At 64.7% G+C, this 23,779-nt stretch carries 25 protein-coding genes and 1 pseudogene; 15 read left to right on the top strand and 11 right to left on the bottom strand.

Features of this window, described 5'->3' with window-relative positions; genetic code table 11:
• Positions 1 to 4: 4 nt before the first annotated feature.
• Entirely contained in the window at positions 5 to 763 is a 759-nt protein-coding gene (locus PG887_RS02125) for a DeoR/GlpR family transcriptional regulator (protein WP_010674233.1), read from the bottom strand.
• 101 nt (positions 764 to 864) lie between these two features.
• Positions 865 to 2,220, bottom strand: coding sequence for a glycerol-3-phosphate transporter (gene glpT / locus PG887_RS02130; protein ID WP_041212777.1), 1,356 nt, complete (start codon positions 2,218 to 2,220; stop codon positions 865 to 867).
• 490 nt (positions 2,221 to 2,710) lie between these two features.
• On the opposite strand from glpT, the gene PG887_RS02135 reads away from it, so the two are divergent.
• Positions 2,711 to 3,559: an MIP/aquaporin family protein gene (locus PG887_RS02135; RefSeq protein WP_209791567.1), complete on the top strand. Its 849-nt coding sequence runs from the start codon at positions 2,711 to 2,713 to the stop codon at positions 3,557 to 3,559.
• A gap of 54 nt (positions 3,560 to 3,613) precedes the next feature.
• A complete protein-coding gene (glpK, locus tag PG887_RS02140) occupies positions 3,614 to 5,116 on the top strand; it encodes a glycerol kinase GlpK (RefSeq protein WP_010674229.1) in 1,503 nt (500 codons plus the stop codon).
• Positions 5,117 to 5,293: 177 nt separating this feature from the next.
• Here the strand turns inward: glpK and PG887_RS02145 are convergent, their stop codons facing one another.
• The gene (locus tag PG887_RS02145) at positions 5,294 to 6,196 is read right to left on the bottom strand and encodes a LysR family transcriptional regulator (protein WP_069652739.1); all 903 of its coding nucleotides are present in this window, start codon (positions 6,194 to 6,196) and stop codon (positions 5,294 to 5,296) included.
• A gap of 168 nt (positions 6,197 to 6,364) precedes the next feature.
• On the opposite strand from PG887_RS02145, the gene PG887_RS02150 reads away from it, so the two are divergent.
• The 5 genes and pseudogenes from PG887_RS02150 to PG887_RS02170 all read left to right on the top strand — a co-directional run bounded on the left by PG887_RS02150 (position 6,365) and on the right by PG887_RS02170 (position 10,018).
• Complete coding sequence (locus tag PG887_RS02150) at positions 6,365 to 6,739, top strand: DUF6404 family protein (protein WP_109112898.1); 375 nt, start codon at positions 6,365 to 6,367, stop codon at positions 6,737 to 6,739.
• Positions 6,740 to 6,770: 31 nt separating this feature from the next.
• Positions 6,771 to 7,138, top strand: a pseudogene (locus tag PG887_RS02155) (VOC family protein).
• Positions 7,139 to 7,292: 154 nt separating this feature from the next.
• Complete coding sequence (locus tag PG887_RS02160) at positions 7,293 to 7,583, top strand: putative quinol monooxygenase (RefSeq protein ID WP_041212774.1); 291 nt, start codon at positions 7,293 to 7,295, stop codon at positions 7,581 to 7,583.
• A gap of 67 nt (positions 7,584 to 7,650) precedes the next feature.
• Positions 7,651 to 8,454, top strand: a complete 804-nt coding sequence (gene dkgB, locus PG887_RS02165; RefSeq protein ID WP_270821076.1) for a 2,5-didehydrogluconate reductase DkgB — start codon at positions 7,651 to 7,653, stop codon at positions 8,452 to 8,454.
• A gap of 394 nt (positions 8,455 to 8,848) precedes the next feature.
• Positions 8,849 to 10,018 (top strand): MFS transporter, encoded by a 1,170-nt coding sequence (locus PG887_RS02170; RefSeq protein ID WP_139737150.1) that lies wholly within the window; start codon positions 8,849 to 8,851, stop codon positions 10,016 to 10,018.
• A 64-nt stretch (positions 10,019 to 10,082) separates the two neighbouring features.
• On the opposite strand, the gene PG887_RS02175 is transcribed toward PG887_RS02170, so the two are convergent.
• The 3 genes from PG887_RS02175 to PG887_RS02185 are packed head-to-tail and all read right to left on the bottom strand — an operon-like array spanning position 10,083 to position 12,923.
• Positions 10,083 to 10,196 carry a CydX/CbdX family cytochrome bd oxidase small subunit gene (locus PG887_RS02175; RefSeq protein WP_010674207.1) on the bottom strand — a complete coding sequence of 38 codons (114 nt, stop codon included), beginning with the start codon at positions 10,194 to 10,196 and terminating at the stop codon, positions 10,083 to 10,085.
• A gap of 28 nt (positions 10,197 to 10,224) precedes the next feature.
• Positions 10,225 to 11,352, bottom strand: coding sequence for a cytochrome d ubiquinol oxidase subunit II (cydB, locus tag PG887_RS02180; RefSeq protein WP_042015906.1), 1,128 nt, complete (start codon positions 11,350 to 11,352; stop codon positions 10,225 to 10,227).
• The gene (locus PG887_RS02185) at positions 11,352 to 12,923 is read right to left on the bottom strand and encodes a cytochrome ubiquinol oxidase subunit I (RefSeq protein ID WP_270821078.1); all 1,572 of its coding nucleotides are present in this window, start codon (positions 12,921 to 12,923) and stop codon (positions 11,352 to 11,354) included. Before PG887_RS02185 ends, cydB begins: the two co-directional genes overlap by 1 nt.
• Before the next feature lie 120 nt (positions 12,924 to 13,043).
• Between PG887_RS02185 and PG887_RS02190 the strand changes: the two genes are divergently transcribed.
• Positions 13,044 to 14,492 carry an aminotransferase-like domain-containing protein gene (locus tag PG887_RS02190; protein ID WP_134996776.1) on the top strand — a complete coding sequence of 483 codons (1,449 nt, stop codon included), beginning with the start codon at positions 13,044 to 13,046 and terminating at the stop codon, positions 14,490 to 14,492.
• A 26-nt stretch (positions 14,493 to 14,518) separates the two neighbouring features.
• On the opposite strand, the gene PG887_RS02195 is transcribed toward PG887_RS02190, so the two are convergent.
• Both PG887_RS02195 and PG887_RS02200 read right to left on the bottom strand, forming a co-directional pair.
• Complete coding sequence (locus tag PG887_RS02195; RefSeq protein WP_039038605.1) at positions 14,519 to 14,977, bottom strand: GNAT family N-acetyltransferase; 459 nt, start codon at positions 14,975 to 14,977, stop codon at positions 14,519 to 14,521.
• Between the two features lie 159 nt (positions 14,978 to 15,136).
• Positions 15,137 to 15,787, bottom strand: a complete 651-nt coding sequence (locus tag PG887_RS02200) for a tellurite resistance TerB family protein (protein ID WP_042015902.1) — start codon at positions 15,785 to 15,787, stop codon at positions 15,137 to 15,139.
• Positions 15,788 to 15,960: 173 nt separating this feature from the next.
• Here PG887_RS02200 and PG887_RS02205 point away from each other — a divergent pair, with 173 nt between their 5' ends.
• The 3 genes from PG887_RS02205 (at position 15,961) to PG887_RS02215 (ending at position 17,156) form a co-directional block, all read left to right on the top strand.
• Positions 15,961 to 16,428, top strand: coding sequence for an acyl-CoA thioesterase (locus PG887_RS02205; protein WP_049636794.1), 468 nt, complete (start codon positions 15,961 to 15,963; stop codon positions 16,426 to 16,428).
• An 84-nt stretch (positions 16,429 to 16,512) separates the two neighbouring features.
• Positions 16,513 to 16,668 carry a pleiotropic regulatory protein RsmS gene (gene rsmS, locus PG887_RS02210; RefSeq protein ID WP_010674200.1) on the top strand — a complete coding sequence of 52 codons (156 nt, stop codon included), beginning with the start codon at positions 16,513 to 16,515 and terminating at the stop codon, positions 16,666 to 16,668.
• 20 nt (positions 16,669 to 16,688) lie between these two features.
• A complete protein-coding gene (locus PG887_RS02215; protein ID WP_049636793.1) occupies positions 16,689 to 17,156 on the top strand; it encodes a GyrI-like domain-containing protein in 468 nt (155 codons plus the stop codon).
• A gap of 16 nt (positions 17,157 to 17,172) precedes the next feature.
• Here the strand turns inward: PG887_RS02215 and PG887_RS02220 are convergent, their stop codons facing one another.
• The gene (locus tag PG887_RS02220) at positions 17,173 to 18,015 is read right to left on the bottom strand and encodes a LysR family transcriptional regulator (protein WP_029314296.1); all 843 of its coding nucleotides are present in this window, start codon (positions 18,013 to 18,015) and stop codon (positions 17,173 to 17,175) included.
• Positions 18,016 to 18,131: 116 nt separating this feature from the next.
• Here PG887_RS02220 and PG887_RS02225 point away from each other — a divergent pair, with 116 nt between their 5' ends.
• A complete protein-coding gene (locus tag PG887_RS02225; RefSeq protein ID WP_041212766.1) occupies positions 18,132 to 18,641 on the top strand; it encodes a nucleoside deaminase in 510 nt (169 codons plus the stop codon).
• Positions 18,634 to 19,866, top strand: coding sequence for an MFS transporter (locus PG887_RS02230; protein WP_270821080.1), 1,233 nt, complete (start codon positions 18,634 to 18,636; stop codon positions 19,864 to 19,866). The genes PG887_RS02225 and PG887_RS02230 overlap by 8 nt, the downstream gene beginning before the upstream one ends.
• 86 nt (positions 19,867 to 19,952) lie before the next feature.
• On the opposite strand, the gene rluF is transcribed toward PG887_RS02230, so the two are convergent.
• Positions 19,953 to 20,966, bottom strand: coding sequence for a 23S rRNA pseudouridine(2604) synthase RluF (rluF, locus tag PG887_RS02235; protein ID WP_010674196.1), 1,014 nt, complete (start codon positions 20,964 to 20,966; stop codon positions 19,953 to 19,955).
• Between the two features lie 571 nt (positions 20,967 to 21,537).
• On the opposite strand from rluF, the gene gdhA reads away from it, so the two are divergent.
• Together gdhA and PG887_RS02245 are read left to right on the top strand one after the other, a co-directional pair.
• A complete protein-coding gene (gene gdhA, locus PG887_RS02240; protein ID WP_041212764.1) occupies positions 21,538 to 22,881 on the top strand; it encodes an NADP-specific glutamate dehydrogenase in 1,344 nt (447 codons plus the stop codon).
• Positions 22,882 to 23,024: 143 nt separating this feature from the next.
• Positions 23,025 to 23,228, top strand: coding sequence for a DUF3955 domain-containing protein (locus tag PG887_RS02245; RefSeq protein WP_270821081.1), 204 nt, complete (start codon positions 23,025 to 23,027; stop codon positions 23,226 to 23,228).
• Positions 23,229 to 23,252: 24 nt separating this feature from the next.
• On the opposite strand, the gene PG887_RS02250 is transcribed toward PG887_RS02245, so the two are convergent.
• Entirely contained in the window at positions 23,253 to 23,621 is a 369-nt protein-coding gene (locus PG887_RS02250) for a VOC family protein (RefSeq protein WP_042017439.1), read from the bottom strand.
• Between the last annotated feature and the right edge of the window lie 158 nt (positions 23,622 to 23,779).

Genomic DNA, 23,779 nt, shown 5'->3' on the forward strand with positions numbered 1-23,779 from the left:
AATATCAGCAGATATGGCAGGCGATCTGATGCTGGGACATCAGGCGCATCAGCTTCTCCGGCGGCTCCTGATCCGTGAACAGGGCGTGGATCTGGTTGAGGTTGCCGAGGTTGACCATGGCGTTGCGGCCAAACTTGGTGTGGTCGGCGGCCAGGAACACCTGGCGGGAGTGGGCGATGATGGCCTGGGCGATCTTCACCTCGTGATAGTCGAAATCGAGCAGGGAGCCGTCGCTGTCGATGCCCGAGATGCCGATGACGCCGTAGTCCATGCGAAACTGGCCGATGAAGTCGCGGGTCGCCTCCCCGACAATGCCGCCATCCCGGTTGCGAATTTCGCCGCCGGCGATGATGACGGTGAAGTCATCCTTGGCGGTCAGGATGCTGGCGACGTTCAGGTTGTTGGTGACCACGCGCAGCTCCCGGTGGTCGAGCAGGGCCCGGGCGATGGCCTCGGTGGTGGTGCCGATGTCGATAAAGAGCGACGAGCCGTCGGGGATGTTGGCGGCCACTTCCCGGGCGATGCGCTCCTTCTCCTTGAGCTGCATCACCTTGCGGGCGCTGTAGGCGGTGTTGACGGTGCTCGAATGCAATGAGGCCCCGCCGTGATGGCGCCGGATCTTGTTCTGTTCCGCGAGATCGTTGAGATCCCGGCGAATGGTCTGGGGGCTGACGTCAAAATGGGTCACCAGATCGTCGGTCGAGACGAAACCCTGCCGGGTCAGGACGTCCAGGATCTCCAGATGTCGTTGGGTTTGCTTCACGCTTGCACTCCGCAGATGAGACGAAAAAAGGCCCCGGCAGGTGCGGGGCCTTTGGCAGTGTACCTGATCCCTTTTCCAATCGATAAGGGCAGGATCACGTTTTATGCCTTATGGGCAGCCGCCTTGGCGGCAATCGACTCGTTCTCGTGCTTGAGGGTCATGGCCAGCAGGATGATGGAGAGCACGCAGGAGACGGTGAGCACCATGAAGCCGCCGTCCCAGCCGAAGTGGTCAACGGTATAGCCCAGCATGGCGTTGGCCGCGACCGCGCCACCCAGATAACCGAACAGGCCGGTGAAGCCCGCCGCGGTACCGGCCGCCTTCTTGGGCGCCAGCTCCAGGGCGTAGAGGCCGATCAGCATGACGGGGCCATAGATGAGGAAGCCGATGGCGACCAGGGCCATCATGTCGATGGTCGGGTTGCCCGCCGGGTTGAACCAGTAGACCAGCACGGAAAGGGTCACCAGCACCATGAACAGGATGCCTGCCGGGGCGCGGCGGCCCTTGAACATCTTGTCGGAGATCCAGCCGCACAGCAGGGTGCCCGGGATCCCCGCCCACTCATAGAGGAAGTAGGCCCAGGAGGAGTGATCCACGCTGAAGTCCTTGGCCTCTTTCAGATAGGTGGGCGCCCAGTCCAGCACGCCGTAACGGATGAGGTAGACGAAGGCGTTGGCGATGGCGATGTACCAGAGCAGCTTGTTGTGCAGCACGTACTTCATGAAGATCTCCTTGGCGGAGAACTCCTGCTCGTGGCTTTCGTTGTAATCCTTCGGGTAGTCGTTCTTGTACTCCTCGATGGGGGGCAGACCGACCGATTGCGGGGTATCGCGCATCACGAAGAAGGCGATCACCGCGATGGCCGCCGCCGCCGCCGCAGGCACATAGAAGGCGCTGCGCCAGTCGTTGAACCAGCCCATGCCGAGGATGAACAGGGGGCCTATCATGCCGCCGCCCACGTTGTGGGCCACGTTCCAGACCGAGACGATCTCACCCCGCTCCTTCTGCGACCACCAGTGCACCATGGTGCGACCGCAGGGGGGCCAGCCCATGCCCTGTGCCCAGCCGTTCAGGAACAGGAGCACGAACATGATGCCAATGCTGGAGGTAGCCCAGTGCATGGTGCCCATCATGAACATGATGCCTGCCGAGAGCAGCAGACCGGCGGAGAGGAAGTAGCGCGCGTTGGATCTGTCCGACACGTTCCCCATCAGGAATTTGGAGAGACCGTAGGCGATGGAGACGCCGGAGAGGGCCAGACCCAGATCCCCGCGGGAGAAGCCCTGCTCGATGAGGTAGGGCATCGCCAGACTGAAGTTTTTCCGTACCAGGTAGTAACCCGCATACCCGAAGAAGATCCCGAAGAACACCTGCCAACGCATGCGTTTGTAGAAGGGATCCACCTTGTCGGCCGGCAGCCGGTCGATATGGGGTGCAGGCCTGAAGAGACTAAGCATGTTCTGCTTCCTTTTATTGTTGTTCTGGGCGGTTTAGGACGCCCCGCTCATGCCGGCGATCAGACGCGTCTTGATTCGCAAGCGAGCCTGTTGTGCTCATTTGTGAACATTTAATCTGTGATGAGCGCTAAATTATTGCAGTTTTATTACAAAAATTGTGACGCTGTGAGTGAACGCGCATCCAGGGTCAGCCCACGCATGGCGTGGCTCTTGGCTACTCACTAAGGAGTAATATGGCCGACAACTGTTGCTTTTCGTCACATTTTCTTAGCAATGAATGGGATCTTGCCCACATTTCCGGTGGCGGGGGGATGGTGAATTGACGCAGAAGGTTTATTTTCTCTCTCGTCCAAGAACGAGCGCAAACGAGCATAACGTTTGCGCAAGCTCAAAAAACAAGAAGAAACGTTTTCGGGCGCAATGAATGGGAATGAAAGATAACAAAACGGAACATCAAACCTACTGTGGGTGGATATAAGGAATAACAACTATGAGCATACAAAGACCCAATACCCTGCTTGGCGAGTGCCTCGCCGAGTTTATCGGCACCGGCCTGCTGATCTTCTTCGGCGTCGGCTGCGTGGCCGCCCTGGTGCTGGCTGGCGCCAACTTCGGGCAATGGGAAATCTCCATTACCTGGGGCCTGGGTGTCGCCATCGCCATCTATGTCACCGGTGGCATCTCCGGTGCCCACCTCAACCCTGCCGTGACCCTGGCACTGATGACCTTCTGCGGCTTTGACAAGCGCAAGGTGGTGCCCTTCATCATCGCCCAGATAGCCGGGGCATTCGCCTCCGCCGCCCTGGTCTACGCCCTCTACAGCAACCTGTTCACCCAGTGGGAGCTGACCCACAACGTGGTGCGCGGCAGCGTCGAGAGCCTCGGCACCGCAGGCATCTTCTCCACCTACCCCAATGCCCTGCTCTCCAACATGCAGGCTTTCGCGGTCGAGCTGGTGATCACCGCCGTCCTGATGCTGGGCATCATGGCACTGGGTGACAACAACAACGGCGCCCCCAAAGGCTTCGCCGCCGCCCTGCTCATCGGCATCCTGATCGCGGTGATCGGCGCCTCACTCGGCCCCTTGACCGGCTTTGCCATGAACCCGGCCCGTGATTTCGGCCCCAAACTGTTCGCCTTCGTGGCTGGCTGGGGTGACGTGGCCCTGACCGGTGGTCGTGACAACCCCTACTTCTGGGTCCCCATCCTTGGCCCCATCGTCGGCGCCCAGATCGGTACCGCCCTGTATGTGAAAGTGCTGGCTCCCTGCGTCCCGGGCAACCGCGTCGCCACCGAAGAAGCCTCCAAGCTGTCTAACAAAGAAGAGGCCGCCGCCTGAGAGCGGCCCTCCCCAACGTGTAACAACGTGGAAAATAAAAACGTGGAGAACATCATGTCTGCTGAAAAGAAATTTGTCGTTGCGCTGGACCAGGGCACCACCTCCTCCCGTGCCATTGTCTTCGATCAGGACGCCAACATCGTCGCGACCTCCCAGCGCGAATTCACCCAGCACTACCCGAAAGCGGGCTGGGTCGAGCACGACCCCATGGAGATCTGGGCGACCCAGTCCTCCGTCTTCACCGAAGTGCTGGCCAAGAGCGGCCTGCACAGCGAGCAGATCGCCGCCATCGGCATCACCAACCAGCGTGAAACCACCGTCGTCTGGGAAAAGGCCACCGGCAAGCCCATCTACAACGCCATCGTCTGGCAGTGCCGCCGCACCGCCGCCATCTGTGAAGAACTGAAAGCGCGCGGCCTGGAAGAGTACGTGCGTGAAAACACCGGTCTGGTGCTGGATGCCTACTTCTCCGGCACCAAGGTGAAGTGGATCCTGGACAACGTGGAAGGGGCCCGGGAGAAGGCAATGAACGGCGAGCTCTTGTTCGGCACCATCGACACCTGGCTGGTGTGGAAGATGACCAACGGCGAGGTGCACGTCACCGACCCGACCAACGCCTCACGCACCATGCTCTACAACATCCGCGACCTGAAGTGGGATGAGCGCATGCTGGACGAGCTGGGCATCCCCGCCTCCATGCTGCCGCAAGTCAAACCCTCCTCCGAGGTCTATGGCTACACCACCCGTGGCGGCGGCGCCCGCATCCCCATCGCCGGTATCGCCGGTGACCAGCAGTCCGCCCTGTTCGGCCAGCTCTGCTTCGAAAAAGGGATGGCCAAGAACACCTACGGTACCGGCTGCTTCATGCTGATGAACACCGGCACCGAGCCGGTTCGCTCCAGCAACGGCCTGCTGACCACGGTCGCCATCGGCCCGAAAGGGGAAGTGAATTATGCCCTCGAGGGTGCGGTATTTATGGGTGGCGCCACCATCCAGTGGCTGCGCGATGAGCTCAAGATCATCCACGATGCCCGCGATACCGACTACTTCGCGAGCAAGGTAGGCGACACCAACGGCGTCTACCTGGTGCCGGCCTTCGTGGGCCTGGGCGCCCCCTACTGGGATCCGTATGCTCGCGGCACCATGGTCGGCCTGACCCGTGGCGCCAACCGCAACCACATCATCCGCGCTGCGCTGGAATCCATCGCCTACCAGAGCCGCGACGTACTGGATGCCATGCAGCAGGACTCCGGCATCAAGCTGGCGGCCCTCAAGGTGGACGGCGGCGCCGTGGCCAACGACTTCCTGATGCAGTTCCAGGCTGACATGATGCACACCCCTGTGGTGCGTCCGACCCGCATCGAGACCACCGCCATGGGCGCCGCCTTCCTGGCCGGCCTCGCCGTGGGCTTCTGGAAGAGCTCCGAAGAGCTGGAAGACAAGTTCAGCGTGGACCGCGAGTTCATTCCGCAGATGGACCGCGACGATCGCGCCAAGCGCTACAGCGGCTGGAAGAAGGCGGTGGAACGCTCACGCCGCTGGGCCGAAGAGGAGTGATGGGGTAACCGACGCATCCTTGAGATGAAAAAAGCAAAGAGGCCGACAGCGATGTCGGCCTCTTTATATTGGCGCTCGCAAGCCCCTCGGCCCCCTCCCCTTGAGGAGTGGGAAAAGATGGCCCCTCCCTCTCGTGGAGGGGAAGGGCGGGAGGGGATTGGCCCTGTCGGAACACGCCTAGAGCGCGTGGTTGCCGAGCTGCTCTTTCAGGAAATCGAGCCAGACCCGCAGCCGGATGTCCCGCTGGGCATCGGAGTAGAAGACCGCATGGATGGGGCGCGAAGCGCCGCTGTTGCTGCGGGCCAGCACCTCCACCAGCGCCCCGCTCGCCCTGTCATCCCCTGTCATGAAGTCCGACAGGCAGACGATCCCCTGCCCCGCCAGCGCCAGCTGACGCAAGGTTTCCCCGCTGCTGGCCCGCAGGGTCGGGGTGATGGCGAACCTGTCCCCCTGCTCCTCGCTCAATAGGGGCCAATGATTGAGGTGATCGGGGTGCAAAAAACCGAGCAGCTCGTGGCCAGCCAGCAAGTCAGCCGGCTGGCGCGGGGTACCGCGTGCCTTCAGATAGTCGGGGGAAGCCAGCAGCCGCAGCCGCGAGCGGCCCAGCGGCAGGGCCCGCAGGGAGGAGTCCGTCAGCTCGCCGATGCGAATGGCCATGTCCACCCGCCGCTCCATCAGGTTGATGAAGCCCTCGGAGCTGTGCAGTTGCAGCTCGATGGCGGGGTAGCGGCGGCGAAACTCGCCGATGATGGGCACCAATCTATGCAGGATGAAGGGGGTGGCGGCGTCCACCCGCAATATGCCCTCCGGCTGCTCCCGGCGCATCAGCAGCAACCCTTCCGCCTCGCTCATCTCGGTCAGGATCTTCACCGCCCGCTGATAGAACCAGCTCCCCTCCTCGGTCAGGCTGACCCGCCTCGTGGTGCGGTTGAGGAGCACGGTGGCGAGCTTCTCTTCGAGACGCTTGATGCCGCGGCTCACCACGGAATTATCCATGCCGAGATTCTCCGCCGCCTGGCGAAAGCTGCCCGCCTCCACCACCGCCACAAACAGGGTCAATTCATCGGAATGGGTCTTCATTGTTGTCATCCTGGCAAGAGTAATGGACCTTTATAGGTGCAATAGCCGGGAGTTGGCAAGACAGCCTCCGCTTCGTATCGTGACGCACCACCTGTTTTATCTGCGCCCTTGCCAGTACAATGCCGCCAACCGGCACCGTATGGCGCCACACTATGACAGGGACGATCCATGACATTCGACAACAGGCTGGCCGCCGCCCATCGGGAGCTGGCCGAGAAGGGCGTGCAAACGCTCAACTACAACCCGCCGATCATCTGGCTGCTGCGAAAGGCGGGGTTCACCATCAGGCCGCCCCACTACGAACGCTTTCTGATCAACGTTCTTGCCCTGGGACTCCCCATCGGCGCTATCTGGGGGGTGTTGATGTGGTGCCTCGGCTGGCAGGATGAGGTGAGCTCGGGGTTTGCCCTGCGCCAGAGCCTGCTCTTTGGCATCGGGCTCGGTCTGCTGATGGGGACCTGGTTCTGGTTTAGGCGCAAGCAGCTCAAGCTGACCCCCTGGGACGCCTTGCCGCACTCCACGATCCGCCCGCAAAAACGCTGACAACCGGAATAATCACCGACAAGGAGAGCCCATGACCAAGGCCCATGAAAAACTGAACTATGTGGAGTTTGCCGCCAGGGATCTTGCCGCCACCAAGGCCTTCTTCACCGCCGCCTTTGGCTGGCAGTTTGCCGACTACGGCCCCGATTATTGCGCCTTCGAGGGAGAAGGGCTGGATGGCGGCTTCTACCGCTCTCCGAACTGTGCAGCCAGAGTGCTCAGGGCGGGGCGCTCCTGGTGTTCTACAGCGCCGATATCGAGGCGACCCAGAGCAAGGTAGCCGGCGCAGGGGGCACCATAGTGCGCCCCCTGTTCGATTTTCCCGGTGGCCGCCGTTTCCACTTTGTCGAGCCCAGCGGCAATGAATTTGCGGTCTGGTCCGAACCGGCCAGCGCCTGATAATACTCCGCCCTCCCCCTGGCCCACCTGCACCACGACCAGCCATGGGGAGGCCACATTGCTGCACTCACCTCAATAGTGTTTTGCGACTGCTGCCCTGTATCCCCCAGTCTGGGGCGGGCATACTGACTCCCGTCTTAACGAGGAGGTTCAGATGCCATCCCCCCTGATTGTGATTGCCCAGCTTGACGCCAAACCCGAATTCGCCGCCCAGTTTCGAGCCGCCCTCGAGCCGCTGATCGCCGCTACCCTGCAAGAGCCAGGGTGCCTTCGCTACCAGTTGCATCAGAGCCTGGAGAGCCCCCATAGCTGGATGCTGTACGAGGAGTGGGAGAGTGAAGCCGCCCTGCTCGCCCACCAGCAGCAGCCCCACTACATCGCCTTTGCCAGCCTCGCCTCCCCCTGGTTTGCCAACCGGGTCGTGAGCCGCTACCGGCGCGCCTGACTGCCTCCGCCCTCGGCGCAGGCAAAGCCCATCATTTGAGCGTAGAAACACTAACCTGAGGAATTTGATGATGAAGATGCCCAACCTGGGTCTTGGAACCTTCCGCCTGAAAGATCAGCCCCTTCGCGACTCCCTGCTCCAGGGGCTGGAACTTGGCTACCGCCATATCGACACCGCCCAGATCTATGACAACGAGGCCGAAGTCGGCCAGTTGATGAGCGAGAGTGGCGTGCCCCGCCAGGATATTTACCTGACCACCAAGGTGTGGACCAGCGAGTTCGGTCCGGGCAAGGTGATCCCGAGCCTGGAAGTGAGCCTGGAAAAACTCGGCACCGACTATCTGGATCTGGCGCTCATTCACTGGCCCTCCCCCCAGGATGAGGTGCCGATGGCGGTCTATCTGGAGCAGCTCGCCGAGGCCAAAGCCCGGGGCCTGACCCGGGAGATCGGGGTCTCCAACTTCACCGTGGCCCAGCTTAAACAGGCCATCGAGATTTTGGGGCCGGGCGCCATCGCCCACCAGCAGGTGGAGAGCCACCCCCTGCTGCAAAACCGCAAGGTGGTCGAATTCTGCCAGGAGCACGGTATCGCCATCACCGCCTATATGCCGCTCGCCTATGGCAAGGTGCTCACCGAGCCGCTGCTGATGGAGATCGGCAAGCGCCACGGCGTCTCGGCAGCCCAGGTGTCCCTGGCCTGGCTGCTGGCCCAGGGCATGACGGTGATCCCGAGCTCTACCAAACGGGAGAATCTGGCCGCCAACCTGGCCGCGCTGAAGGTACGGCTCAGCAGCGACGAGATGGCCGCCATTGCCACCCTGGATCGGGGTGAGCGCTGCGCCAACCCGGACTTTGCGCCGGATTGGGATTGATCCCCCTCATCCCCAGCCCTTCTCCCGCCAGGGGAGAAGGGAGTAAATAAGGCTCAATGACATTCTTCAGCACCAGCGGGAGGCACAATGCCTCCCGCTTTTTTTGTCCCCAATACCGCGCGTCACTGCCACCCGCGCCGCTGGCCCCCTCCCCTGCATCCTTCCGCTGCCCTTCCCTCTTTATTCCCAGTTCGGTCTGTACGCTTTGCCTCTGCATTCAACTCGCGCTGTACGGCCCACGCTTGTCTCTGCAACCTCAGCCACTCCCACTTTCACGGCCCCATTGCTGCTGATTTGGCAAAAGTAATTTGACGTTACCGTCATTTTTACCAACAAACACCCTCGGCATACTGGCGCCATTCTCCCGTCGGGAGTCCCAATCCAAGGAGTTGTTATGCCACTGGCGTTATTTGCCCTCACCTTAAGTGCCTTTGCCATAGGCACCACCGAATTCGTGATCGTGGGGCTCATCCCTACCATTGCCGAGCAGCTCAATGTCTCGCTCCCCTCGGCAGGCCTCCTGGTCAGCCTCTATGCCCTTGGGGTGGCCATCGGCGCCCCCGTGCTCACGGCGCTCACCGGCAAGCTGCCGCGCAAGTGGTTGCTGGTGGGACTGATGGCCCTCTTCACTGTCGGCAACCTGCTGGCCTGGCAGGCCCCCGGGTACGAGAGCCTGATTGTGGCCCGCATCCTCACCGGGCTGGCCCACGGGGTCTTCTTCTCGGTAGGCAGCACCATCGCCACGGGTCTCGTGGCCAAAGAGAAGGCGGCCAGCGCCATCGCCATCATGTTCAGCGGCCTCACGGTCGCCCTGGTGACCGGCGTCCCACTTGGCACCTGGATTGGTCAGGTCTTTGGCTGGCGCGAAACCTTCCTGGTGGTGAGCCTGCTCGGCCTCGTCGCCATGGTGGGCAGCATGCTGCTGGTACCGGGGAACCTGCCGAAGGGGGCCGCCTCCAGCGTTCGCGAGCAGCTCGCCGTGCTCACCAGGAAGCCCTTGCTGCTGGTCTACGCCAAGACGGCGCTCGGTTACGGCGGTGCCTTCACGGCGTTTACCTTCCTCGCCCCCATCCTGCAACAGGTGAGCGGCTTTAGCGCCGGCGCGGTGAGCCTCATTTTGCTGGTGTACGGGGTATCGGTCGCCGTCGGCAATATCTGGGGCGGCAAGCTCGCCGACCGGATGGGCCCATTGCCTGCGCTGAAGCTGCTGTTTGCAGGTCTCGCCCTAGTGCTGCTGGTGCTCACCTTCACCGCACCGCACCCGGTGCTGGCGGTACTGACCGTGCTGGTGTGGGGCGCCTTCGCCTTTGGCAACGTGCCGGGTCTGCAGGTACTGGTGGTGAAACAGGCCGAGCGCCACACCCCCAATGCCGTGGATGTGGCCTCCGGCCTCAACATCGCCGCCTTCAACGTCGGCATTGCGCTGGGCTCCGTGGTCGGCGGTTTCGTGGTGGAGCACCTCGGCCTGATGCACACCCCCTGGATTGGCGCCCTCATCGTGCTGCTGGCCTACGGCCTCACCCATGTCAGCGAAGCGGGCGAGCGCCGCGCCGCCCTTGCCTGACCCCCGGGCAAGCAAAAGGCCGACACCCTGTGTCGGCCTTTTTTTCATGGGCAAGATGCGAGGCTCAGGGCTCCTTGAGATCCTCATCGGCAGCCCAGCGCGCCTCCAGCCAGAGCAGGTTGACCAGCCCGCAGAGCAAGGCGAACCCCAGCCCCAGCAACCAGGTGAAATACCACATATCGCGTTGATCCTTGTGTTGAAGCGGATTAGTAGAGGCTGTGGCCGTGCTGGCGCACCTGCTCGGCGCTGACCCTGCCGCGCACCACCCGGTATACCCAGAGGGTGTAGCCGATGTTGACCGGCATCAGTACCCCGACAATCCCCAGCATGATAAGCAGGGTGCGCTCGCTGGAGGTGCTGTCCCACAGGGTCAGGCTGCTGGCCGGATCCAGGGACGAGGGCAGCACGAAGGGGAAGAGCGCGATGGCCACGGTCAGCATCATGGCGGCGCAGGCACCGCCGCTGGCCACGAGCGCCAGCCCGGACTTGCCGAGGCGGCTTGCCAGCGCGCACACCAGGGGCAGCAGGAGCCCGAGCACAGGCACGGCCCAGAGCACCGGATGGGCGACAAAGTTGCCAAGCCAGCCCGCCGGCACCGCCACCACCTCTTTCATCAGCGGAGTGAGGGCGCCGTTGAGATCGCCGATGGCCGTGATGCGATACCCCGCCATCTCTCCAAGCCAGACGCCGCCAAGGGCAAAGAGGGCGCTCGCCAGGGGGCCGAGCCAGAGGGCGAGGCGGGCGCTGCGCGCCGCTATGGCCCCCTGGGTCTTGCACTGCAGGAAGCTGGCACCGTGCAGCAAGAGCAGCGCCAGCGCCGTCCCCATGGCGGTCAACAGCAGCGGCCAGTGGAACGCAAAGGCGCCATAGTGGATGCGAAGGGCCGCATCGAAGCGAAACGGCAGCCCTTGCAGCACCAGGCCAAGGGTGGCACCAAACACCAGGGTCGGCAGCAGACCACCCACCACCAGGGCGCGGTCCCACCAGCGGCGCCAGACCGGGTCCGGCAGCTTGCTGCGATAGTCAAAGCCCACCGGGCGCAAAAAGAGGCCGAACAGCAGGAACATGAAGGGCACGTAAAGCGCCGAGAAGGCGGCGGCATAGACCAGGGGCCAGGCGGCAAACAGGGTGCCGGCACCGGCGATGAGCCACACCTGGTTGCCCTCCCACACCGGCCCCACGCTGTTGAGCAGCACCCGCCGCTCGTCATCCGTCTTGCCGACCACGGGCAGCAGCATGCCGACCCCGAGATCGAAGCCATCCATCACCACGAAGCCGACCAGCAGGAAGAGCACCAGCCCCCACCAGATCACTTTCAGGGTTTCGTAATCCATCAGGCAGGACTCCCGTTTTGCAACACTTCACCTTGATAACGACCCGTCTGCAGGCTGGCAGGCCCTTTGCGGATCACATGACGCAACAAGAACAACTCCACCACCAGCAGACTGCTGTAGATGAGGAAGATGGCGATGAGGCTGAACCAGAGCTGCCCCGGTTGCAGCAGGGAGACGGAGGCCGACACCGGCAGCACGTCGCTGATGGTCCAGGGTTGGCGACCGAACTCCGCCACGAACCAGCCCGCCTCGATGGCAATCCAGGGCAGCGGAATAGACCAGAGCAGGGCCCTGAGCAGCCGCGGGGATTGCACCAGCCTGCCCCGGCACAGTTGCAGGAAGGCGGCGGCAAAGAGCACCAGCAGCGCCACGCCGATGCCCACCATCAGGCGAAAGCTCCAGAACAGCGGCGCCACCTGGGGGATGGAGTCCTCCACCGCCTTGGCGATGGCCCCCTCGTCCGCCTTGCCAATCTCCTTGGCATAGGGGGTGAGCAAGAGGCCGTAGCCCAGATCGCCGCGGTGGCGCTCGAAGGTGGCGCGGGCCGCCTGGTTGCTGCCATCTGCCCGCATCGCTTCGAGCGCCTCGTGGGCCTGCATGCCGCTGCGAATGCGCGCCTCGTGCTGCGCTTTCAGATCTTTGAGGCCCGTCACCTGCTCATCCAGGGAGCGGGTGGCGATGATGCCCATCAGATAGGGTATCTTGATGGCCGCGTGGGTGGTTTCGGCACGCTGATCCGGCAGGCCGAACAGGGTGAAAGAAGCCGGGGCGGGCTCCGTCTCCCACTCCGCCTCGATGGCGGCGAGCTTGACCTTCTGCACCTCCCCCGAGCGATAGCCCGACTCGTCCCCGAGCACGATGACCGAGAGGATGGCCGCGAGGCCAAAGCCCGAGGCGATGGCAAAGGATCGCAGGGCGAAGCGCACCTCCATGCCGCGCAGCAGATACCAGCTGCTCACCCCCATCACGAACAGGGAGGCCGCCACATAGCCCGCCGCCACCGTGTGGACGAACTTGACCTGGGCCACCGGGTTGAAGATGACCGCGGCCACATCCACCAGCTCCATGCGCATGGTCATGGGGTTGAACTCGGCGCCGACCGGGTTTTGCATCCAGCCGTTGGCGATGAGGATCCAGAGGGCGGAGAGGTTGGAGCCGAGCGCCACCAGCATGGTCACCAGCAGGTGCTGACCGCGGGAGAGCTTGTCCCAGCCGAAGAAGAAAAGGCCCACCAATGTAGACTCGAGGAAGAAGGCCATCAGCCCCTCCACCGCCAGCGGCGTGCCGAAGATATCGCCGACATAGTGGGAGTAATAGGCCCAGTTGGTCCCGAACTGGAACTCCAGGGTGATCCCGGTGGTCACCCCCATCACGAAGTTGATGCCAAACAGCTTGCCCCAGAAACGGGTGATGTCCTTGTAGATCACCTTGCCGGTCATCACGTAGGCCGACTCGGCGATCACCAGGATCCAGGACAGCCCCAGGGTGAGGGGCACAAACAGAAAGTGGAACATCGCCGTCGCGCCGAACTGTATTCGGGAGAGGCTGACCACATCATCCAGGCTTATCATGCATGACTCTCTATGTTGCATTTAACGGACAGGTTTTCGCCCGCCAAGTACACCATGGTCCATGACACCTATAACAGATGCAGTTATAGTGAAAAACACCTATAACAGTTTGGGCCCACCATGTCCCGCTACGGCCAGTTGGCAGACCAGCTGCAACAGCAGATCACGAGCGGCCTCTGGCAGCCGGGAGAGCGCATCCCCTCCATCCGCCAGAGCTGCAAGACCCACGGCCTCAGCCCCATGACGGTGCTCCAGGCCTATCAGTTGCTCGAAAGCCGGGGCCTCATCCTGGCGCGGCCCCAGTCCGGCTACTACGTCAAGGCCGCGAGCACGGCCCGGCGGGAGAGCCAGCCCCAGCAGGCCCGCTACAGCGGCTCGGTGGACATCAACGATCTGGTGTTCGAGGTGCTGCAGGCGAGCAAGTCACGGGAGCTGGTGCCCCTTGGCATGGCGGTGGCGGACCCGACACTCTTCCCCCACCCCCAACTCGGTCGGGCCCTCGGCAGTTGCATGCGCCGCCTCGACCCCTTCAGCACGGTGGCAGATCTGCCCCCCGGCAACGAGGCACTGCGCCGCGCCATCGCCCGGCGCTATGCCGGCGAGGGGATGGCGGTGGATCCCCAGCAGATCATCATCACCACGGGGGCCATGGAGGCGCTCTCCCTCAGCCTTCAGGTGCTGACCGAGCCCGGGGACTGGGTGGTGGTGGAGTCCCCCACCTTCTACGGCGCCCTGCAGGCCATCGAGCGGCTCAAGCTCAAGGTGGTGGAGATCCCGGTGATCCCCGGGGTGGGGATCGATCTCGCCCTGCTGGAGGAGGCCCTCGCCCAGCGCCCCGTCAAGGCGTGCTGGCTGATGGGCAATGTGCAGCACCCCCTCGGCCACACCATGCCCGATGAGCACAAGCAGGCGCTGATGGCGCTGCTCAACCGCCATCAGGTCCCCCTGGTGGAGGATGACGTCTATGCGGAGCTCTATGTCGGGCGCGAGCGGCCAAGGCCCATCACCCATTGGGATGCGCGGGGAGAGAGCCTGCTGTGCGGCTCCTGGACCAAGTGTCTGGCGCCCGGCTTTCGGGTCGGCTGGGTGGTGGCGAAGCGCCACGCTGAGCGCATCCAGCGGCTGCAACTGATGTCGACGCTCTCGACCAATGTGCCCAGTCAGCTGGCGCTGGCCGACATGCTGCGCCAGGGCGGGGTGGACGCCCACTTTCGCCGCCTGCGCCACACCCTGGCCCAGCGCCAGCAGCAGATGCGGGCAGCCCTGATGCGCCTCTTCCCCGAGGCGCGCATCTCCTCCCCGGACGGGGGCTACTTTCTCTGGCTCGAATTTGACGCCCGCCTCGATGGCCGGGCGCTCTATGCCAGCGCCATCGAGCAGGGGGTCTCCATCGCCCCCGGGGCCCTCTTCTCCAGCCAGGGCCAGCACAACCACTGCCTGCGCCTCAACAGCTCCCATCCCTGGAGCCCGCAGCTGGACGCGGCGCTCAACCAGCTTGCGGGCCTCATCGCCCGGCAACGGGAAACCTGGCAGAGCCCCCCTGACGCCTCACACGACAAGGGCCCGTAACGGGCCCTTTTGCAAGCGAATGCGCCTTACCTGGCCATGGTCTGTGACTGGGCCTTGAAGCCCAGTCGCTCGTAGAGGGCCCTGGCCCGCTCGTTGAAAGCCATCACCTCCAGGCGCAACTGGCTTGCGCCCCGTGCCTTGCCCCACTGGTCCCCGTGGGCGATCAGCGCCCGGCCGATGCCCCGGGAGCGCTGCCCCTCATCCACCACCACGGTCGTGATGCGGCAGACGGGCAGCTTGCTGAGAAAGGGGACACTCTCGTTGAGGTCGATGCGGGCGGTGAGAAAGCCCGCCACCTCCCCCGCCACCACCGCCACGCAGAAAAGACGCGCCTCGTCGGCAATGGCGCCGAGCAAGAAGGCCCTGTCCTCCGGGGACGGGGGGCAGAACACCTCGGGCACCTGCTCGAAGTGGAGCTGACCTATCTGCCGGTTCAGGGCCAGAATGGCGTCGATATCCTGTTCAGTTGCCTTGCGAATGTCCACCTGATGCTCCTTGCAGTGAGGGTCGCCAGCGAGGAAAGAGGCTTGGCGGTCACCCTTTGGAACCCGCATCTTATCGGCTCGTCACGGCAATCAACAGCCCCCGGCAACGACAAGGCCCCATGACGGGGCCTTGTGGACAATCCTGATGGCAATGCGGGCTCAGCCCGGCGCCCCCAACTGGGCCACCTGGCGCTCTATGCTCCCCTTGAGGTTGTCATCCAGCTTCAAGGCGCGCGCCAGCTCGTCCAGATAACCGCGCTCCATGAAGTGATCCACCTCGATGGTGAGCAGGGAGGCGAGGTAGACCTCGGTCGCCAGCTCCATGTCGGTCACTTCTCGCGCCAGGACATGGGGGTCGAGGGGGCGGGAGAGCTCGGCGTCAATCCAGCGGGCCGCATCCCGCTCCCCCTGTTCGGTCAGGTACTCCTGGATCTTCTGGCGCTCGGCGGCATCGATGTGGCCGTCGGCCCGGGCCGCCGCCACCATGGCGCGCACCAGCAGATTGGCGCGGGCATCCAGGGCCTTGCCCTCCAGGGTGTCCAGGGGCTGGGTCGGCTGGGCCGGGGTGGACTGCTGGGTCTGCCAGTCCTGATAGAGTTTGTAGGCCAGCCCCCCGAGAGCCGCCGCGCCCCCCACCGCCGCCACCTTGGTGCCATATTTGCGCATCTTCTTGTTGCCAAGCAGCAGCGCCATGGCCCCGGCGGCCAATCCCCCCTGCGCCATGCCCTTCATCTGGGCCTTGCGCGTGTCACCACCGTCGTTGAGCCAGCCCTTGCCAGCTCCCATCAATTGCTCCAGCATCTGTTTCATGGGGCCTCCTCCCTCGCGTGATGAGTCATGCTGGGCCGCCTGCGCTGAACTCAAGGTGAATGACGGCGCAGACAAGAAGAGGCGCTGGTTGGATCAGTGCCAGCCCCGCCCACTGCTATTGTCCCCGGGGGACAGCCAAGGAGTCCCCCCTTGCCTCGACATAAGGAAGTACCATGAGCGCCCGTGAACTGACCCTGCAATTTCTCGCCGAACCCGCCGACGTCAACTTTGGCGGCAAAGTCCATGGCGGCATGGTGATGAAGTGGATTGACCAGGCCGGCTACGCCTGCGCCGCCGGCTGGTGTGGCGGCTATGCCGTCACCGTCTATGTGGGGGGCATCCGCTTCTTGCGCCCCATCCAGATAGGCCAACTGGTGGAGGTACACGCCAAGGTGATCCACACCGGTACCACCAGCATGCACCTGGCGGTGGATGTCTACAGCCGCCATCCCACCGACCCGGAGCGGCGCAAGACCACCCACTGCATCATCATCTTCGTGGCCATGGACGAGCAGGGCAAACCCACCCCGGTGCCCCAGTGGCAGCCGGTGAGCGAGAACGATCTGCAGTTGCAGCAGTACGCCAAAAAGCTGATGGCCCTGCGCGAGGAGCTGGACAAGGAGATGCGCCAGCACATGTGACCCGTCCCGCCCCGGGCAGCCGGGGCGTGTCTTCGCGCCGCCGGGCGCTATAATGGCGACCACCCTTGCCCTTGAGAACCCAAGATGTCCCTGGAAAATGCCCCCCCCGAGGTCCAGCTCGCGGTGGATCTGATCGAACTGCTGGAAACCAACCACATCGCCCCCGCGCTGGCCCTGGCGGCACTCGCCATCGTTCGCCGGGATTATGAGCGCAAGCTCGAGGAAGGTCGGGAGGCCTGAGCGCCCCCGCAGGAGGCACCATGTCAGCACCCATTCGCATCGAACAAGGCCGCGCCATGCTCCTCGGGGGGTTGCGCCGTCACCACCCCTTCGAGCAGGGGGACTTCGCCGGCCAGTGGCGCGACCTCAGCGCCCTGCTTCCCCTGCCGGGGCAGCTCGGGGAGCACGCCTATGGCGCCATCTGCGCCGCCACCGACACCCACTGCGAATACCTCTGCGGGGTGGAGGTCGCCGCCCTGGAGGTGCTGCCTCCCGGGCTTGGCCGCATGCGCATCGCCCCCCAGACCTACGCCATCTTCTTGCATCAGGGGCATGTCACGACCCTGCCGCACACCTGGCGCCAGGCCCTGGCATGGCTCGCGCAATCGGACTATCAATCTGCCCAGCAGCCGGATTTCGAGCGCTACGGCGCCCGCTTTGACGCCGCCACCGGCAGCGGCGAAGTGGAAATCTGGCTCGCCGTGGTACCAAAACAGGCCCTGGCCTGACCCCTGGCCGCCCGGGCTACCTCGGCCCCATCACCTCGTCACAGAGCGCGATCAGCGCCTCCCCCAGCCGGGCGAGGGGCTCGCTCGTGCCCGGCCCCTGGTGCAGAGCCAGCTCCACCGAGCGCACTGCAGGCCAATGGGCCAGCACCACCTGATCCGGTTGCAACAGGCGCGCCGGCAGCAGGCTGACCCCGATCCCCGCGCTCACCGCCCCTTGCAGGCTGGCGAGACTGCCGCTCACGTAGGCGATGCGCCAGGGGATCCCCTCGGCATCCAGGGCGTCGGTCATCTGGCGCCGGTAGAGCCCCTCGCTTGGAAACACCACCAGAGGCAGGGGGTCGCGCCCGGCGGCGGGCCACTCCCGGCTGTCAACCCAGGCCAGGGGCTCGCGCCAGCGGGCGATGGGCTCCCCCTGGCCGCGCCCCTGCTTGATGAGGGCCAGATCCAGCTCTCCCCCTTCGAAGGCCTGCCACAGGGCATGGCTGAGATCGCTTTGCACCTCCAGCCGCACCTGCGGGTGCGCGCGGGCGAAGGCGGCCAGCACCGGGGTCATGGCCCCCGCGGCAAAATCCTCCGGCACCCCGAGGCGCAGGGGGTGGCTCGCCTCGCTCACCCGCTCCCCCGCCCGGGCCAGCAGCCCCAGGATGCGGCGCGCCAGCCCGAGCAGGGTCTCCCCCTGGGCCGTGGTCACCACCTGGCGACCGGATCGGTCGAGCAGGGTGCAGCCCAGCTGCTGCTCCAGGCGGCGCATCTGCTGGCTCAGGGTGGACTGGGTGAGGTGGATACGCTCGGCGGCGCGGGTAAAGCTGCCGGTTTCGACGATGGCGACGAAGCTCTGCAGCAATTGGGGGTCCAGCAGGGGGCGCTCCATGGGCAATCTCCATTTATAAAACCACTGGAAGTCATTTTATCATTTAATTTCCAAATGATGCGGCGACCCTCTAGGCTGCTGTCCTCCCCCTTTTTTGCCAGGATATGACCATGCCACCCCCTTCCCAGTCCGGTGCCCGCCTCCTCAACTCCCTCACCGCCGCCTCGGCCCCCAGCCATCAGGAGTGGCTGGAGCAGGCCCTGCACCTGGCCCTGACCCATCGCCAGCAAGGGGGGCGCCCCTTCGCCGCCCTGCTGGTGAGGGAGAACCGGCTGGTGGCGAGCGCCGTCAACCGCATGCTGGAGGCGGGGGACCCCACCCGTCACGCGGAGCTGGAAGCGCTGCGGGAAGGGAGTCGCCAGGGGCCGCTGGCCGGGGCCATCGTCTATGCCAGCGGGCACCCCTGCCCCATGTGCCTGTCGGCCCTGGTGATGAACGGCATCCAGGCGGTCTACTACGCCTTTGACAACGACGATGCCGCCCCCTTCGGCTATGACAGCCGCGCGGCCTACGCTGCCCTGCGACTGCCCCTGTGCCCGCCGCCCCTGCCCCTCATCAAGCTGGCGAGCCCCATCGCGGCCGAAACCCTCTACGGTCCCCTGCCCCATGCATAAGCGCCGCCTCCCCCCGGGCAGCGGCGCCTTGCTGGTGCTGGTGATCCTCATCGCCCTCAACCTGCGCCCCTTCCTCACCGCCATCGGCCCCCTGGCCCCTCGCATCGACGCGAGGCTGGCCCTCGGGGTAGATACCCTGGCCTGGGTCACCCTGCTGCCCCTCTGGCTTATCGGGGTCGGCGTGCTGCTCACCCCGGCGCTCCTGGGTCGCACGGGCCCGCGCCCCCTGCTCGGGACGGCCCTGCTGTTGCTCGCCCTTGGCAGCGCCCTGCGCGTCGATCTGGCGAGCGGCGCCCTGCTCATCGCCAGCGCCGCCCTGTGCGGGCTGGGCTCGGCCCTAGTGCAGGGGGTACTGCCCGGCCTCATCAAGGAGGGGTTCGCCCAAAAGGTGCCCCTGGTGATGGGGATCTTCTCCGCCTGCATGATGGGGGGCGGGGCGCTCGGGGCCGTGCTCACCCCGCGCCTTGCCGAGTATCTGGACTGGTCTCGGGCGCTGGCGCTCTGGGGCCTGCCGGTGCTGCTGGCCCTCGGCTGGCTGGCCTGGCGGGTGCCCCTGCCTGCCCCGGCCAGCACGCCCGCCCCCACCGGGGAGCAGCGGCTGCTCCCCCTGCCCCGCACCTGGCTGCTCATCGCCTGCTTTGGCATCATCAACAGCGGCTACGGCATCGTCGTAGCCTGGCTGGCCCCGGCCTACATGGCGGCGGGCTGGAGCGCCCAGCAAGGGGGCGAGCTGGTGGCCTGGCTCGCCCTGGCCCAGACCGCGAGCGGCCTTGGCCTGCCCCTGCTGGCAGCCGGTCGGCTGGACCGCCGCCCCTGGATGGCGCTGGCCATCGCCATGCAGCTGGCGGGCTTTGGCGGCCTCTGGCTCGCTCCTCAGACCGCCCCCCTGCTCTGGTGTTTGCTGTGCGGCGCCGGGCTTGGGGGGAGCTTCTCCCTCATCATGGTGATTGCGCTGGATCACCTGCCCGACCCGCGCCGGGCGGGCGCCCTCTGCGCCCTGATGCAGGGCGTCGGCTTCATGGTGGCGGCTACCGGCCCCTGGGTGGCGGCCCGCCTGCACCATGCAAGCGGTGACTTCGCCGCCGCCTGGCAGTGGCAGCTCGGCGCCCTGGTCCTGATGAGCCTGCTGGTGGTGCGTCTCAACCCGCGCCACTACCCAAGGGCCATGGGCCTGCCCCCGGAGCAGGCCATGGCTGTGCAGACGGCAGGCCTCAAACCTGCCTGATCCGGCGAGCACCGGCCTTGGGGGCCAGAAAGCACAACACCGGCCAAGGCCGGTGTTGTGCATCAGGGTGCGGGAAGGCCTGGCGCTCAGCGCCCCTTCTTCTGGCGCCCGCCCTGCCCTGGCCGCGGTTTGCCCGGGGCGGGTTTGCCCCCCTTGCCGGGCGCGCTTTTACCTGCTGCCCCTTTGCTGGCAGCCCCTTTGCCCGCCCCGCCCTTGCCTGCGGGGCTCTTCTTCTCGAAGGCCTCGGGACCCGGCACATTGGGCCGCCCGCCAATCTCGTGATCGTCGCTGCGCCGCGGCTTCTTGCCCTGGGCCGGGGTGCCGGCCGCAGCCGCCTTGGGCTTGGCAACCTGAGCCCCCTTGGCCGGTTTCGCCTCGGAGGAGGAGTCCTCAATGAGCTTGAACAGCTCGATCAGCTCGTCGTCGGTGAGGTCGCGCCACTCCCCCACCGGCAGCCCCTTGAGGCTGACGTTCATGATGCGGATGCGCTCGAGCTTGGTCACCTCGAAGCCGAAGTGCTCGCACATGCGGCGGATCTGGCGGTTGAGCCCCTGCACCAGGGTGATGCGAAACACGAAGGGCGCCTCTCGTTTCACCTTGCACTTCTTGGTGACGGTGCCGAGGATGGGCACCCCGGCCGCCATGCCCCGGACGAACTCGTCGGTCACCGGCTTGTCCACGGTCACCAGGTACTCTTTCTCGTGATCGTTGCCCGCCCGCAGGATCTTGTTCACCAGATCCCCGTGGTTGGTGAGGAAGATGAGCCCCTGGGAGTCCTTGTCGAGGCGACCGATGGGGAAGATGCGGGTGCTGTGGTTGACGAAGTCGACGATGTTGTCCTTCTCCCCCGCCTCCGTGGTGCTGACGATGCCCACCGGCTTGTTGAGGGCGATGAAGACCAGGCTGTCGGCTTCGCGCGGCTCGATCACCTGACCGTTGACCTTGACCAGATCCCCGGCAAACACCTGATCTCCCACCCCGGCCCGCTTGCCGTTGATGAAGACGTTGCCCTGCTCGATGAAACGATCGGCCTCACGACGGGAGCAGATGCCGCTCTCGCTGATGTATTTGTTCAGGCGCATGGATTCATCGGCCAGCATGGGTCACCTCCCGGGTCGGATGGGCCTTGAGAATGGCTGGCTGGATCAGCCGCGCTGTGGTCGGGTTCGTCTGCATACAACTCCATGAAATAAGGGCCTGCGCCCTGCATGTTCGGCAAAAAACGCCGCTACAGTAGCACATTGCACGCGCACGCGCCCGGCCCCGTCGCCCCCTGCCCGCTGGCTCACAGGGGGTGCTGCCCCTGATGCAGCAGCAGGCCCCCCATTATCCAGCGTGCGGTGACGCCGCGGCCCTGATTGGGCTGCACCGCGCACTCCCCGCCTCTTTTCACTTCATGGTGCTCACTTCATGGGCCGGGCCCCCGCCGCCGAAGATAGGGTGCGGCCTTCGGCAGATAGCCAGATGATCTAACGCTTGATATTTATCCAGAAAAAATGCATAAAAAGATTTTGGTCATCGCGAATTATCTGCTCTGACCCGCCGACGACGGGAAATGACACCCCCATCGGGGCGCAACAACGGGCCCCTTGAGCCCCGCGAACCCTGAAGACGGGCATGGTCCCCTCTCTGGCAGGACGCCACTTTCATCATTCACGACAGGAGTTAAAGATGAGTCATTCCCTCTCCCAGGAGGCCTTCCTGGCCCAGGTCGCCAGCCGCAACCCTCACCAGCCCGAGTTCATCCAGGCCGTGAGCGAGGTGATCGCCTCCATCTGGCCCTATGTGGAGCGCCACCCCCGCTACCTGCAACACGGCCTGCTGGAGCGATTGGTGGAACCCGAGCGCCTGGTGCAGTTTCGGGTGAGCTGGGTGGATGACCAGGGCCAGGTGCAGGTGAATCGCGGCTACCGGGTGCAGCACAGCTCCGCCATCGGCCCCTTCAAGGGCGGCATGCGCTTCCACCCCTCGGTGGATCTCTCGGTGCTGAAATTCCTCGCCTTCGAGCAGACCTTCAAGAACGCCCTCACCACCCTGCCCATGGGGGGCGGCAAGGGGGGCAGCGACTTCGATCCCAAGGGCAAGAGCGAAGGAGAAGTGATGCGCTTCTGCCAGGCCCTCATGCTGGAGCTCTATCGCCACCTGGGGGCCAACACCGACGTGCCGGCGGGCGACATCGGGGTGGGCGGGCGCGAGGTGAGCTACATGGCGGGCATGATGAAGAAGCTCACCAACAGCGCCGAGTGCGTCTTCACCGGCAAGGGACTCTCCTTTGGCGGCAGCCTCATTCGTCCGGAAGCCACCGGCTACGGCCTGCTCTACTTTGTCGACGCCATGCTGGCCCATCGCGGCCAGTCCCTCGATGGCCTGCGGGTCTCGGTGTCGGGCTCGGGCAACGTGGCCCAATACGCCATCGAGAAGGCGATGGCCCTCGGCGCCCGCGTCATCACCGCCTCCGACTCCGGCGGCACCGTCTATGATCCGGACGGCTTCACCCCCGAGAAGCTGGCCCGTCTGATGGCGCTTAAAAACGAGCAGCGCAAGCGGGTGGCGGATTACGCCCACGAGCTCGGGCTCGAGTTCTTCAGCGGCCGCACCCCCTGGCACCTGGCGACCGACGTCGCCCTCCCCTGCGCCACCCAGAACGAGCTAGATGCCGAAGATGCGGCGCAGCTTATTGCCAACGGCGTGCAGCTGGTGGCCGAGGGGGCCAACATGCCCTCCAGCGCCGCCGCCATCCGCCTCTTCCACGAAGCAAAGGTGCTGTTCGCCCCGGGCAAGGCGGCCAACGCCGGCGGGGTTGCCACCTCGGGCCTCGAGATGAGCCAGAATGCCCAGCGCCTCTCCTGGACCCGGGAGGAGGTGGACGCCCGCCTCAAGGGGATCATGACCAGTATCCATGCCACCTGTGTCCGTTACGGTCAGGATGATGACCATGTGAACTACGAAAGCGGCGCCAATATTGCCGGCTTCGTCAAGGTCGCCGACGCCATGCTGGCGCAAGGGGTCTGCTGAGCGCCCTGGCCCGGGGCTTCACCCTCAACACAACGGCAGCCCTTGGGCTGCCGTTGTGTTTTGTGCCTGGCGCGACTTCACACTCTCTTCACCCAGGCATGAAAGTCTCCCATCCGCTCCATCTCGCTGACGAGGATGACAAGATGACGATGAAAACAGGTGCCCTGCTGATCCTGGCCGGGCTCGGCTGCTTTGTGGCCTTCAACCTGCTGGGCTCCACCCTCGATGCCCAGGGCTTCCTGCACGAGCCCTTTGCCCTGCTGCCCCTGGGCTATCTGCTGCTCTTCACCGGCATGGTGCTCACCGTGATCCCTCTGCTGCGCAAGGGGCGCACCAGGGCGCAATGACACAAACCGCAAGGTGCCAGGAGCTCAGCAATAACGGCTGATCTCGATGAGGTTCCGATCCGGGTCCAGACAATAGACAGATTCGATGGGGCCACAGGCACCGCTTTTCATCACAGGCCCCTCCACGATTTCGACCCCCTGGCTCGCCAGCTGGGCCATCACCTGATCCAGGGGCCAGCGGGTGATGAGGCAGAGATCCCCCGACCCCACCTGCGCCCGGTTGCGCGCCTCCTCCCCCAGCAACTGCAAATTGATCTTCTGGTTGCCAAAACGCAGCGCCCGGCGGCCTGCCCCGAAGGTGATGGGCTCCATCTTGAAGGCGCCGCTGTAAAACGCCACCGCCCGCTCAATGTCGCTGACCGTCAATACCAGATGGTCGATATGGCTGATCATGCTTCCTCCCTGTGGTGGTGATTGCCGCACTATCATACCCAGTCCCCTTGGCAGAGACTGTGCCTTGGCGCACACCCATTATCCCTAAGCATTTCTTTTATCAGGGGAATACGCCTTATCGCACGGCGGCACAGGCCTTGTCACTCTGAGGCGAACCA

Origin of the sequence: Aeromonas sp. QDB14 (assembly GCF_027707845.1) — a bacterium.
In the GTDB taxonomy this organism is placed as follows: Bacteria; Pseudomonadota; Gammaproteobacteria; order Enterobacterales; family Aeromonadaceae; genus Aeromonas; species Aeromonas caviae.